We start from the raw sequence: 14211 nt of genomic DNA on the forward strand, positions 1-14211 counted from the left end.
AGTCTTTGTCTTTTTTGTATCATTGTTAATCGAAAACCAAAGAGAATTGTTTTTCGTAAGTGAAGAATGTAATTAAGTCCCAAACTGATTAAACATGCCTAAAACTACCCTTCTTAAATTAAGTAATAGATACTTATGCCTTGGCGCACTGTTTCTTTTGCTATCTACTACAGCTTCTGCACAATTTCTTTTAAAACAAGAAAAACAATCCGAAAATATTTCCATACATAGCAAAGCTGAATTTGTTGATGTTGGAAAAATTGATGTGAGTTTTGAACAAATCAGAAACATCAAAGCCTTTCATTTTGTACCAATGAAAAGTGAAAATAGGGATTTTGGGTTTACTACTCATAATTATTGGATGCGATTTGAACTGAAGAATATTTCTAATGAAGAGATCATTTATTTTTTTGAAACGGCTCGACCGATTACCGATTTGGCGGAATTTTATATCATAAAATCGAATGGCAAAGTTATAAAATACGTCAGTGGCGATGCAATTCCGTATTCACAACGCAGCTTTGATCACCGGAAAACCATTTTCAAAATTTCGCTCTTGCCTGGCGAACAACAACAATACTATTTACACATAAAAAGCGATGGCGAACAACTTTCTATGCCAATGGCCTTGCACAGTTTGCAAAATTTGTTAGAAATAACCTCATTCGAGCAATTTATTTTCGGTTTCTTTTATGGAATACTTATTATTGCCGCTATTCTGTATTTGTTCTTTTTCTTTGCGATGCGGGACAAAACCTTTTTTTACTACAGTATGTATGTCATTTTTATCGGTTTATTACAATTTTCAATTGATGGGTATTTTTATCAGTTTTTCACGCCACAATCAGGTTGGCTTTCGTTACATTCGGTATTAGTATTTGCGTGTTTGGCCAATTTTTTCTTAGGTCGTTATGCTCAAGTCTTTTTGAAAATAAAGCAGCACAACTCCATTTTAAACAAAGCATTTTATGTGTTGTACGCGCTTGACTTCCTCCTATTTGCATCGCTATTTGTTATAGAAAATCATTATTTTGCATATCCAGCAGCGAATGCCTTGGGCTTAATTCTCCTATTGTTAATCATTTCTTCCCAATTCATCATCTTCCTAAAAACAAAAAAGATAGATCGCTTCTTTGCTACAGGTATTCTCTTTCTGATTTCAGGTTTTGTGATTTTTATTCTGAAGAATTTTAGTGTTTTACCACTTACCTTCTGGACCGAAAATGCCTCTAAACTGGGAACCGGAATGGAAGTCATTTTCCTTTCGCTTTCAATGGCGAACTTGATTAAGAATTTAAAAGACGAACGAGAAGAATTGCAAACCATCGCCCTGCAAAAATCGGAAGAAATGAACGAATTGAAATCGTACTTTTTATCCAATATAAGTCACGAGTTACGCACGCCTTTGAACGCAATCCTCAATACAGCCAATTCCATCGCTTCTGAATCTGATGATGTTGAAGTGCAAAACGGCAGCCGAATTATTAAACATTCCACCTATAGTTTATTGAGTTCGGTTAATGACATTCTGGATTTCTCCAAAATTGAACGCGATGAAATCAAACTCGAAAATACCGAATTTGACCTCGTAAAAACAGTAGAACATATCGCCAACAACTTTATGCGCGAAGCCACCGATAAAAACCTTGAATTCAGCTTTATCAAAGGAAACGATTTGCCACAAATGGTCAAAGGCGATGTCGTAAGACTAAGCCAAATTCTACACAATATTTTAAGCAACGCACTCAAATTTACCAACGAAGGCTTCGTAAAATTCAGAATTGATGGTAAAAAAGAAAAAGACGGTAAAATCAACATCACATTTATGGTCAGCGATACGGGTGTCGGGATTTCTAAAGAAAAAATCAGCAGTATTTTCGATTCGTTTTCACAAGAAGGAATCAACAACAAGCGTAAATTTGGCGGACTGGGACTCGGACTTTACATTGTAAAGCATTTAATAAACCTTCAAAACGGAACCATTAAAGTTGGTAGCACTCCAGGTTTAGGCACGGTTTGCACTATAAATTTAGTATACGAAAATATACAAGTCAAACCACAAATTGAAGCCCACGTTTTACCCAACGATTACAACCTAAACGGCAAAACCATTTTAGTGGTAGAAGACAATGCTATGAACCAAATGGTCATTAAAATGATTACCAAAAAATGGCAAAACACTACCGTTGACTTCGCTAATAACGGTCAAGAAGGTCTAGAAAAACTTGCCGAAAAGCAGTACGATATCATTTTAATGGATTTACAAATGCCTATTATGGACGGGTACGAAGCCACCATTGCCATCCGTAACGGGGAAGCTGGCGAACACTACAGAAACATCCCAATCATAGCCGTCACAGCCGATGTTATGGAAACTACCAAAGTGCGTGTGACAGAAATCGGAATGAACAAATACCTCTCCAAACCCGTAGACAAAGAAGTGCTTTTTGAATACATCAAGTCGTTGATAAATGCTTAATATTTAGCAAATAGATATTTTTTGAAGGAGCAGAAATTCTCCCTTTCTAAGCACCTATGCTCCCGCTATCCGCTCTATCTTTTTTGTTTTGTCATACTGAGCATGTCGAAGTACAAAACAAAAAAGGATGCCGCTGCTATCGGGGCTATCTAGACCATTTTCTTATCTTATACAACTATAAAAAGATGCTTACCACGTTCCGAACACCATTTACCACGTATGCATCGCCAATTACCTCGTTGTTAAACAGACTGACCACGTCCGGAACCACCATTACCACGTTATGCGACCCCGTTTACCCACTTCCTAACGTGGTTAAGCACGGTTAAAAGCAATTATTTAGGATTTAGAATTTTCTATTTGTAATGATTAGGAGTAAACTAAATTTATAATTACTTTTGCACCGTTAAATACAACGTGATTATGGTAAAAGATTTATTCGAAAGAATACAAAACAATAAAGGTCCATTAGGAAAATGGGCTTCTCAGGCTGAAGGATATTTTGTTTTCCCAAAACTAGAAGGCGAATTAGGTCCAAGAATGCAATTTAAAGGAAAAGATATTTTAAACTGGAGTTTGAATGACTATTTAGGTCTTGCCAATCATCCAGAAGTACGTCAAGCAGATACCGATGCGGCTATTAAATATGGTGCAGCCTATCCAATGGGTGCCCGAATGATGTCTGGTCACACGGATGCTCACGAACAATTAGAGAATGAATTAGCCGCTTTTGTAAACAAAGAATCAGCTTACTTATTAAACTTTGGTTACCAAGGAATAATGTCGTGCATTGATGCATTGGTTAGTAAAAATGATATCATTGTTTACGATGTCGATGCGCACGCGTGTATCATTGATGGCGTGCGTCTTCACATGGGAAAACGTTTTACCTACAAGCACAATGATTTAGAAAGCATGGAGAAAAACCTTCAACGTGCCACTAAAATGGCTACTGAAACTGGTGGTGGAATTTTATTCATTACCGAAGGTGTTTTCGGAATGCGTGGTCAACAAGGAAAACTAAAAGAAATTGTTGCGTTCAAAGAAAAATACAATTTCCGTTTATTGGTTGACGATGCGCACGGTTTTGGAACCTTAGGAAAAACAGGTGCCGGAGCTGGTGAAGAGCAAGGTTGTCAAGACGGAATTGATGTTTACTTTTCTACGTTTGCCAAATCTATGGCGAGCATCGGAGCATTCTTAGCCGCTGATAAAGATATTATTGATTATTTAAAATATAATTTACGTTCGCAAATGTTTGCCAAAGCGTTACCAATGATTCAAACGGTTGGCGCTTTAAAAAGACTGCAATTGTTGAGAGACAATCCAAGTTTAAAAGACAAACTTTGGGAAAACGTAAATGCTCTTCAAAGTGGTTTACGAACTAGAGGTTTCAATATTGGAGATACGAATACCTGCGTAACGCCAGTGTATCTTGAAGGAAGTGTACCAGAAGCCATGGTAATGGTAAACGATTTACGTGAAAATTATGGTATTTTCTTGTCGATAGTGATTTATCCCGTTATTCCAAGAGGAATTATCTTATTGCGTATGATTCCAACATCTTCACACACTTTGTCTGATATTGATGAAACATTAACTGCCTTCGAGATTATCCGTGAGAAATTAGTAAACGGAACGTACAAAAAGATAGCTGACGCCACTAAAGTAGATTTAGACGCATAACAGATTTTAGTTATAGCAATAAAAAAAGCCATTCTATTTTTAGAATGGCTTTTTTATTTACAACATAATCTTATTTATTCAAAACAGTAACTTTAGAATCATCAATATTTAATACTTTGATTACATCATTATAATCAGAGTAATCTAGTTTTTTTGCTGCTGCTTTATTTGAGAAGTACGCTGGTACAATTACAATTCTGAAGGTTTGGTTTGTTAAATAACTTGGTGTTAATGTTAAGTCATAGTTTCCACCAGCATAAATAGTAAAATCTTCTTTACTAAAATCAAAATCATAATCCAATTCTCCTTGTGGCAAAAACAAAGTTCTTGGAATTTGCTGCCAAATTGGAGTACTAGAGTCTATAGTTCCTGACAATCTGTAAATTAATATGACATCTGAAGCAAAAATCTGGGGATTGAAAGTTTGGTAAATAGTATAGCCATTGTTAGGATCAAATCCAAAATTTATATTTCTTAATTCAAATACTTCACTAATCGTGTCTGTATCCACATCGTCATTGTTGCTGCAGCTTCCCAATGTTAATATCGTTGAGAAAGCTAAAAGTAAAATTATTTTTTTCATCGCTAAATTTTTTTTTTTTGTTTATACTACAAAGCTACACTCATTAACTATGCCAAAACCTATGGTTTAACAAAAAATTGTACTTTTGACCTATGGGAAGAAATAATGCTAAAAATATCAAGACACATAATGACAAGCTTCACAAGTCGCAAGATAAGGAAAAAGCTAAGAAAGTGGCGCGTGCGGAACAGCTAAAAGCCATCGTAAAAAAATTTAATGACGACAAATTGGATAAATAGTATTTAATTTTTGCTTGACAGCTATTCACAAACCTAAATTTATATCTTTGGTTTGTTCTTTATAATTTCAACGAGTTCATTTATGAAAAAAACAATCTTATTATTTCTTTGTTCATTTAGTGTTTTTGCGACTGATATTAAAACTAAAGCAACTCCAAAAGAAGTAACTGTTTATACCAATGGAGCGCAAATAACTTCAGATGTATATGTAACGGTGCCAAAAGGTACAAGTATTGTAAGAATTACTGAAGTATCTCAGTTTATAAATCAAAACACAATACAACTCAGCGGACTGAAAGATGTTTCAATACTTTCTATTGGCTTTGAAGTTATTGCTTATCCTAAAAAAGCCGTTTCGGATAAAATAATGATTTTGCAAAATGAAATAAGTACCCAGCAAAGAGAAATGGCAATTTTGCAAAGTCAGATAAAAGGTCTTGAAGAAGAAGAATCAATTCTTTCAAGTAATAAAAATTTGAGCAGTAGTCAACAAGCCGTTACATTAGAAAAAATACTACTACACTCTAAACATTATCGAGAAAGAGTTCCTGTTATCAAAACAGAAATCTATGATATTAATAAAAAAATTTCCGTTATTAATTTCGACTTACAAGCAATGCAGCAGGAACTCCAAAAAATAAAAGGCAACTCCGAAGAGCAAAAAGGAGAAATAATTGTTAAGGTTGATAATAGCAATGAAGCTGTTACATTAAACTTAATTCTGAAATACAATGTTTCTGGAGCGGGTTGGGTTCCGTCTTATGAAATTAAAGCCAAAAACTCGAAAGACGCATTGCAATTTGTTTACAAAGCTCAGGTATTTCAAAACACCGGAGAAAATTGGGATAATATCAGGTTGACTTTATCTACTGGAAATCCGAGCGTAAATAATGACAAACCTAAAGTAGAAAGCCATTATCTTAACTTTATAAATCCTTCATACGCAACTAATAAAGAAACCACTAAAAATTATCCTTACAACCCAATGGTAAAAGTAGTTTTGGGTGTGGTCACAGAAAATGGATTGCCATTACCAGGAGCCAATATTGTTGTAAAAGGAACCAACATTTCTACACAAACCGATTTCGATGGAAGATATACAATCAAGGTAGAAAATGGAAAAGAGCTTTATTACTCATTTATAGGCATGGAAGATACTGTACTTTCTATTTACAGTAATACTATGAATGTAAATATGAAAGCTAGTAGTATGCAGCTTCAAGAAGTTGTTGTTATGGGTTATAGCAAAAAAAACAAAACTGTAGACGACAATAGCTATCAGGTAGAAGCTGAAGAAATCATTACGACAGGTTCCGGTGATGAAAAAGAAGTAGTGCTAAATACCGTAGTTTTCAAAATCAAGAAAAATTACAGCATTCCATCTTTAGATACTCCATCTATGATTGAGATTGACAATTTCACTATTCCGGCTGAGTTTGAATATTTTGCAGCACCGTTACTAAATGAGAATGTTTTCCTAACTGCCAAAGTAAAAGATTGGAATAAATATGATTTACTTCCTGGTGATGCAAGCATTTATTCTGAAGGATCTTATGCAGGAACAACTTTCATAAATCCATACCAAACAGATGAAGAATTAGTTATTTCAATGGGAGTTGACAGTAATCTTATCGTAGAAAGAAAACAACTTAATAACCTTAAAGACAAATCTTTATTTGGGACATCACGTATTGTTACGCGTAATTATGAAATCACTTTACGCAACAATAAACCAATTGATGTAACTGTTAAAGTATATGATAGAATTCCGGTATCGCAAAACAAAGAGATAAAAGTTGAGACACAAAATGTTGACAATGCGGAATACGATGAAAAAACAGGTATTCTCTTTTGGAATGTTCCAATTAGCTCAAAACAAGCTGTAAAAAAACAATTGGGGTATGAAGTCAAATATCCAAAAACAAGAAAGGTAAACTTATAATAATAAAGCCTCTCATGATGAGAGGCTTTTTTATCTGTAAATTTTAATTACATATTCCTTCTATACTGCCCGCCAACTTCAAATAATCCAGCAGTTATTTGACCCAATGAACAATATTTTGTAGCTTCCATTAATACGTCAAAGATATTTTCATTAGTAATTGCTGCATTTTGTAAAGCCTCAATTTGTTCGTCTTCTTTATCGTGATAGCTTATATGCAAATTTTCAAGTGTTTTGATTTGCTCTTGTTTTTCTTCTTCGGTTGCTCGAATAACTTCTGCAGGAAGAACTGTTGGTGAACCTTTAGAACTTAAAAAAGTATTCACTCCGATTATTGGAAATTCTCCTGTATGTTTCAACGTTTCGTAATACAAACTTTCTTCCTGAATTTTACTTCGTTGATACATTGTTTCCATTGCACCAAGCACTCCGCCACGTTCGGTAATTCTGTCAAATTCAAGCAAAACAGCATCTTCAACCAAGTCCGTTAATTCTTCAATAATGAATGAACCTTGTATCGGGTTTTCATTTTTGGCTAAACCTAACTCTTTATTAATAATCAACTGGATTGCCATAGCACGACGAACTGATTCTTCGGTTGGAGTCGTAATCGCTTCATCATACGCATTGGTATGCAACGAATTACAATTGTCGTAAATTGCATATAAAGCTTGTAAAGTCGTGCGAATATCATTAAAATCAATTTCCTGAGCGTGTAAAGAACGACCAGAAGTTTGAATATGGTATTTCAACATTTGTGCTCTTTCGTTAGCTCCGTATTTGTTTTTCATGGCTTTTGCCCAGATTTTTCGAGCAACCCGCCCGATTACAGCATATTCTGCATCGACTCCGTTTGAGAAAAAGAACGATAAGTTGGGTCCAAAATCATTAATATCCATTCCGCGACTTAAGTAATATTCCACGTAAGTGAAACCATTAGACAACGTAAACGCCAATTGAGTAATTGGATTTGCTCCTGCTTCAGCGATATGATACCCAGAAATAGAAACCGAATAAAAGTTACGGATGTTCTTTTGTATAAAATATTCCTGAACGTCGCCCATTAATCTCAAGGCAAATTCGGTAGAGAATATACAAGTATTCTGTGCCTGATCTTCTTTCAAAATATCAGCTTGAACTGTACCACGTACTTGCGTTAACGTTTTTACTTTAATTTCTTGGTAAACATCATTTGGTAAAACCTGATCACCAGTTACTCCCAGAAGCATTAACCCTAAACCATCATTTCCAGCAGGTAATTCGCCGCTGTATTTTGGTCGTGATAATCCTTTTTCTTTGTAGATTTCGTTGATTCGTTCTTCAATTTGTACTTGAAGATTGTTTTCAACAATGTATTTTTCACAGTTTTGGTCGATAGCAGCATTCATAAAGAATCCAAGCAGCATTGGCGCCGGACCATTAATTGTCATTGAAACCGAAGTTAATGGATGACTTAAATCGAAACCTGAATATAATTTCTTAGCATCATCCAAACAACAAATAGAAACGCCAGCATTACCAATTTTTCCATAAATATCCGGACGCAAATCGGGATTATTTCCATATAAAGTTACGCTATCAAATGCGGTTGACAATCGTTTGGCTGGCAATCCAGCACTGACGTAATGGAAACGCTTATTCGTTCTCTCTGGTCCACCTTCACCTGCAAACATTCTCGATGGATCTTCACCTTCACGTTTAAACGGATATAATCCCGAAGCAAACGGAAATTCTCCTGGAACATTTTCTTGTAAATTCCAACGTAAAATATCACCCCAAGCCTGATACTTTGGCAAGGCAATTTTAGGAATTTGGGAATGTGACAAGCTTTCCGTATGGGTTTGTATCTTGATTTCCTTATCACGTACTTTAAAGCTATAAACTGGATTTTTATATTGGGTAACCTTGTCATTCCAAGTAATAATTACTTCCCAATTGAAGGGATCAAGATTCATTTTTACGCGATCAAATTCCTTAATCAATAAGTTCAGGAAATCTTTATTATCAGTATTAAAATTCAATGAGTTAACATCGATTCCAGCTTTATCAAATTTTGGTGATTTTTTGTTAACTGAATCTATTGTTTTATAAATACCGTATAATTTCTGAGCTACTTCAACTTGAGTTAAAACCGTAGCATCATATTTGCGATTGTTCTCTGCAATTTCAGATAGATAGCGTGTTCTATGTGGCGGAATAACGAAAATCTTCTCACTCATTTCGCGAGTGATTTCGAAAGTCGATTTTAGATCGGCACCTGTTTTTTCCACAATCTTATCCATTACTCTTTTGTAAAGAGAATTCATTCCCGGATCATTGAATTGAGAAGCTATTGTACCGATAACTGGCATGTCATCCGGATTAGCATCCCATAAATTATGATTGCGTTGGTATTGTTTTTTCACATCGCGGATTGCATCAAGCGCACCACGTTTATCGAATTTATTTATGGCTACCAAATCAGCAAAATCAAGCATGTCGATTTTTTCTAATTGTGTGGCGGCTCCAAATTCAGGCGTCATCACATACAATGAAACATCAGAATGATCCATAATTTCCGTATCCGACTGCCCAATTCCAGAAGTTTCCAGAATTATAATATCATACTTTGCTGCTTTTAAAACTTGAATCGCTTCGGCAACATATTTTGATAATGCTAAATTGGATTGACGTGTAGCCAACGAACGCATGTAAACTCTAGGATTATTTATAGCATTCATACGAATTCTATCTCCCAATAAAGCGCCGCCCGTTTTACGTTTGGATGGATCGACTGAAATTAATCCGATAGTTTTCTCGGGAAAATCGATTAGAAATCTTCTAACCAATTCATCAACTAAAGATGATTTTCCAGCACCACCGGTTCCCGTAATTCCTAAAACTGGAATTTTAGAAGTTTCATTGAGTGTATGAATTTTGTCAAAAACTGGTTTGGCGATTTCTGGGAAATTCTCAGCAGCAGAAATTAAACGTGCAATTGCAGTTGGGTTTTTATCTTCGATGTGTTTTAATTCACCATTTAATTTGTCACCAATAGGATAATCAGATTGCTTAACTAAATCATTAATCATTCCTTGCAATCCCATTGCGCGGCCATCATCTGGAGCATAAATCCGAGTGATTCCGTACTCTTGTAAATCTGCTATTTCACTTGGCAAAATAACACCGCCACCGCCGCCAAAAATCTTAATATGACCTGCTCCTTTTTCCTTTAGCAAATCATACATATATTTAAAGTATTCATTATGCCCGCCTTGATAAGAAGTCAGTGCGATCGCATTAGCATCTTCCTGAATGGCAGTGTTTACCACTTCTTCAACGCTTCTGTCGTGACCTAAGTGAATTACTTCCACGCCAGTAGATTGAATAATTCTTCGCATGATATTAATTGCAGCATCGTGGCCGTCAAAAAGTGAAGCTGCAGTTACAATTCTAACTTTGTTTTTTGGGATATAAGGTTGTTCTTGAATCATTGCTAATTAAATGTCTGATTTGAGCACGCAATTTAGGGATTTTTCAAAAAATTGCCTATTAAATAAGGTAAAACATAAAAATAAGTTTTTATAAAAGTAAGTCTTGAAATTGCGAAATGATTTGAAATTATATCTTCAAAGTTACACACGTTCATTTGTTGTCAAATTTACAATTTTGTAATGTATTGGTAAAGATTGAACTATAAATTTAAAAGCTAAAAAAAGCTAAAGGTTTATCATAATAAAGTTCTAATTATAGTCTACCATTAATTTTTTGGCTTTATTTTTGCAAGACCTTGAAAAAAAAATTTCCTATGAAAAAGTTAGTATTATTCTCTTCCGCTTTTATGTTCTCCTTTGTTTTTATGAGTTGTGCCGAATTACAACAAGTTGCCAATCAATTTCCACAAGTAGGTTCAGTTGGTGGTGTTGATATTGGAGCTGGATTAAAAGAAGCTCTGAATAATGGAATTTCTAAACAAGTAACAAAATTGACTGCGCTTGATGGTTTTTACAAAAATGAAGCGGTTAAGATTTTAATGCCCGAAGAATTACAAAAAGTAGATAAAGCATTGCGAAAAATTGGATTGAGTTCCTTGGCAGATGACGGAATAAAAATGTTGAATCGCGCTGCTGAAGATGCTGTAAAAGAATCGACTCCTATTTTTGTTGATGCCGTAAAAAACATGAGTTTTGCCGATGCCAAAAATATTTTAATGGGAAACCAAAGTGCCGCTACTACCTATTTGCAAAGTACAACTACAACTGCATTGTATGCTAAATTCAACCCGGTAATTAAGAATTCATTTGCTAAAGTCGGTGCTGATAAAGTTTGGACAAACATCATTGCTAAATATAACAAGATTCCTTTCGTAACAAAAGTTAATCCAGATTTAACGGATTATACTACCAATAAAGCTTTAGAAGGAGTTTACAAAATGATTGCTGTTGAAGAAAAAAACATTAGAACTAACTTAAATTCGAGAACATCTTCTTTGTTGCAACAAGTATTTGCCATGCAGGACAAAAAATAATATAAATTTTTAGAAATCAATAACATAAGAATAACATTTGCTTAACACTTGAGCTTAAAAAGACACTGTATATTTGTAGTGTAATAAATTTGGTTTTTTATTATATTGGTTTAGGTTAGTTAAAAAATCCGATGTTCTTTATTGAGCATCGGTTTTTTTTGTCAAATAGTTTTGAGAAAGGAAATTACATTTTTGTTAAAAATGGCTGATTGCTCCACATTTACAACATGACCACATTTTTCTATCACAAACAATTTTGAAGATTTATAATGATTTTCAACGACCTGTCGTACAGAAGGTAAAAACATATAATCTTCGTCTCCCATAACATATAAAGTAGGAATATTTAATTCCATTTGTCTAAACCACTTCAAAACTGGATTAATTTCTGCCGTAAGTTTGAACCACTTAATAAACTCTTTCTGATACAGTTTTTTGGCTTCATTAATAAATAGTAGTCGAGATTGTTTATGACTCTTCTTAGGCATGATCACAAAGGCGAAAAATTGATACAAAACCAAGTAAGGCAACACATATTTAAACATATTTCCTAGTCGCATTAATACTTGCGAGCGAAAATTCATTTTTAAAATTGCTCCACCGAGTATCATACTTTGCACTCGCGTAGGATGCAATTCTGCTAATTGACGAATTAGAATTGTACCAAGAGAAATTCCAATAAAATGGGATTTTTCAATTTTTAAATGATTTAGGACTTCAAGGATATCATTAGCCAAAGACGAAAAGGTATATTTCTGTTTGAAAGCTGTTTTTAAAGTAGTTTTTGATTCTCCATGACCTCGTAAATCAAGTAATAAAACATTAAAGTGACTTTTAAAATCCCGAATTTGTTTAAACCAAATTGACGAACTTCCGCCAGCACCATGGACAAAAGTTACCCATTGGCTGCTGTTTTTATTTTCGTAAATGGTATAATTTATCACTTTTATATTTTGTGCAAATGTATTATTTTAAAATCAAATTTTTTGATGCATTCTTTTGAAATAATCAAATGCTTTTGCAACCCGACTTCCGTACCAAGAAAACATCTCACCATCAACAAAAACTGTTACGGCATGATGTGTATATCTTCCCAATTCAAATGCATGTTCATCCGCAAACGGAAAGGGTTCAGAAGATAGTAAAACCAAATCCGGATCGCCTTGAATACGCATTTTCTGAATTATTATTTCCGGATAACGCTCTTCCCTATTTTCATATATGTTTTGAAAATTATTCAGCTTAAGCATTTCATTAATGAAGGTATTGTTTCCAGCAACCATATAGGGATTTGCCCAAATAAAATAAGCCACCGATTTTACTGCTTTATTTTTAATAAAATTTAGAAAATCTTGATGTGCAAAATTAATTTTATCGGTCCATTTTTGAGCTTCAATTCTTTTATTGAATAAATTTCCAAAGTCTTCAATCATTTTTAGATTATCCTCCAAAGTTATAATATCGGTAACCCAAACTGGACAAATTTTAGATAATTCTTCGACCATTTCTTTAGTATTTTCTTCTTTGTTTGCAATGATAATGTCGGGTTGCAATAACCGGATTTTCTCGAAATTCACTTTTTTAGTGCCTCCGATAATCTTCTTAGTCGATTTTAGATGATATGGATGCACACAGAATTTGGTTATCCCAAGTATACTCTCCTCCAAACCTAAGTCAACTAACAATTCCGTTTGAGAGGGAACCAATGAAATTATGCGATTTGGAGTAATTTCAAAACTATGTTGATTGCCTAATTGATCTGTGACTATTTTCAAGATGCATACTTATTTCGCAAGATGACTTCCATTTCTTGTTGCATTTTTAAGGCTTCTTCCCTTGCTTTTTGAGCAAAATCGTTTCCGTTGGAAGCATAAATAATTCCACGAGAGGAGTTTATTAGAAGTCCAATATTTTCATTCATGCCGTATTTACAAACTTCTTTCAAACTTCCACCTTGAGTTCCAACACCAGGTACTAAAAGAAAGCTTTCTGGAATTATTTTACGGATTTCTGAAAAATATTCCGCTTTAGTAGCGCCAACTACATACATTAATCTTTCGGGATTTTTCCAAGTTTGCGAGGTTTCGATAACCGTTTTGTACAATTCTTTTCCCCCTAAATCTTTTGTCTGAAAATCAAACGCTCCTTCATTCGATGTAAGTGCGAGTAAAATGGCGTGCTTGTTTTCAAAAGCTAGAAAAGGTTCAACCGAATCTTTTCCCATATAAGGTGCAACGGTTACGCTGTCAAAATTCAAATCTTCAAAAAAAGCTTTCGCATACATTGTTGATGTATTTCCAATATCGCCCCGTTTGGCATCGGCAATAGTAAAAATATCGGGATGTCTTTCGTTCAGATAAGTAATCGTTTTTTGTAGTGCCAGCCAACCTTTGATTCCGTAGGCTTCGTAAAAAGCTGTATTGGGTTTATAAGAAACACACAAATCGTGTGTTGCATCAATGATGGCTTTATTGAATTCGAATAATGGATCTTCAAGCTCTAGTAAATGTTGAGGAATTTTACTTAAATCCACATCAAGACCAATACAGAGAAAGGATTTTTTATTTTGTATTTGCTGAACGATTTCTTGTGTAGTCATATTTGTTTAGTTGCCTGTCTGCCGGAAAGTAGTTATGGTACAAAGTTACACATTGGAATTGAAAAGTGAAAGTTTTATAACATTACTCGAAAATTATGTAACCCTATCCAAACACTGACGAAATACCTTTGTAGAACTAATGATAAAGACCTACATTTATTGTTGGTCCAATTGTA

General features: G+C 34.4%; 10 protein-coding genes. 5 read left to right on the forward strand and 5 right to left on the reverse strand.

Going from position 1 to position 14211, the window contains the following annotated elements; translation table 11 throughout:
• The first annotated feature begins 94 nt into the window (after positions 1 to 94).
• Positions 95 to 2479 carry a hybrid sensor histidine kinase/response regulator gene (locus PSU83_RS11720; RefSeq protein WP_300589653.1) on the forward strand — a complete coding sequence of 795 codons (2385 nt, stop codon included), beginning with the start codon at positions 95 to 97 and terminating at the stop codon, positions 2477 to 2479.
• Between the two features lie 423 nt (positions 2480 to 2902).
• The gene (locus tag PSU83_RS11725; protein ID WP_300589655.1) at positions 2903 to 4165 is read left to right on the forward strand and encodes a pyridoxal phosphate-dependent aminotransferase family protein; all 1263 of its coding nucleotides are present in this window, start codon (positions 2903 to 2905) and stop codon (positions 4163 to 4165) included.
• A gap of 70 nt (positions 4166 to 4235) precedes the next feature.
• Here PSU83_RS11725 and PSU83_RS11730 read toward each other — a convergent pair whose 3' ends face one another.
• Complete coding sequence (locus tag PSU83_RS11730; protein WP_300589656.1) at positions 4236 to 4748, reverse strand: hypothetical protein; 513 nt, start codon at positions 4746 to 4748, stop codon at positions 4236 to 4238.
• Between the two features lie 92 nt (positions 4749 to 4840).
• On the opposite strand from PSU83_RS11730, the gene PSU83_RS11735 reads away from it, so the two are divergent.
• The gene (locus PSU83_RS11735) at positions 4841 to 4987 is read left to right on the forward strand and encodes a hypothetical protein (RefSeq protein ID WP_300589658.1); all 147 of its coding nucleotides are present in this window, start codon (positions 4841 to 4843) and stop codon (positions 4985 to 4987) included.
• A gap of 82 nt (positions 4988 to 5069) precedes the next feature.
• Complete coding sequence (locus PSU83_RS11740; protein WP_300589659.1) at positions 5070 to 6929, forward strand: mucoidy inhibitor MuiA family protein; 1860 nt, start codon at positions 5070 to 5072, stop codon at positions 6927 to 6929.
• Positions 6930 to 6976: 47 nt separating this feature from the next.
• Here PSU83_RS11740 and PSU83_RS11745 read toward each other — a convergent pair whose 3' ends face one another.
• The gene (locus PSU83_RS11745; protein ID WP_300589660.1) at positions 6977 to 10402 is read right to left on the reverse strand and encodes a methylmalonyl-CoA mutase family protein; all 3426 of its coding nucleotides are present in this window, start codon (positions 10400 to 10402) and stop codon (positions 6977 to 6979) included.
• Between the two features lie 314 nt (positions 10403 to 10716).
• Here PSU83_RS11745 and PSU83_RS11750 point away from each other — a divergent pair, with 314 nt between their 5' ends.
• Entirely contained in the window at positions 10717 to 11436 is a 720-nt protein-coding gene (locus PSU83_RS11750) for a DUF4197 domain-containing protein (protein WP_300589661.1), read from the forward strand.
• Positions 11437 to 11597: 161 nt separating this feature from the next.
• Here the strand turns inward: PSU83_RS11750 and PSU83_RS11755 are convergent, their stop codons facing one another.
• The 3 genes from PSU83_RS11755 to pyrF are packed head-to-tail and all read right to left on the reverse strand — an operon-like array spanning position 11598 to position 14035.
• Entirely contained in the window at positions 11598 to 12380 is a 783-nt protein-coding gene (locus tag PSU83_RS11755) for an alpha/beta hydrolase (protein WP_300589662.1), read from the reverse strand.
• A gap of 33 nt (positions 12381 to 12413) precedes the next feature.
• The gene (locus tag PSU83_RS11760) at positions 12414 to 13211 is read right to left on the reverse strand and encodes a helical backbone metal receptor (protein WP_300589663.1); all 798 of its coding nucleotides are present in this window, start codon (positions 13209 to 13211) and stop codon (positions 12414 to 12416) included.
• On the reverse strand, positions 13208 to 14035 hold the full coding sequence (gene pyrF / locus PSU83_RS11765; RefSeq protein WP_300589664.1) for an orotidine-5'-phosphate decarboxylase: 828 nt from the start codon (positions 14033 to 14035) through the stop codon (positions 13208 to 13210). The genes PSU83_RS11760 and pyrF overlap by 4 nt, the downstream gene beginning before the upstream one ends.
• Positions 14036 to 14211: the final 176 nt, after the last annotated feature.

Origin of the sequence: Flavobacterium sp., from assembly GCF_029945805.1 — a bacterium.
Lineage (GTDB): Bacteria > Bacteroidota > Bacteroidia > Flavobacteriales > Flavobacteriaceae > Flavobacterium.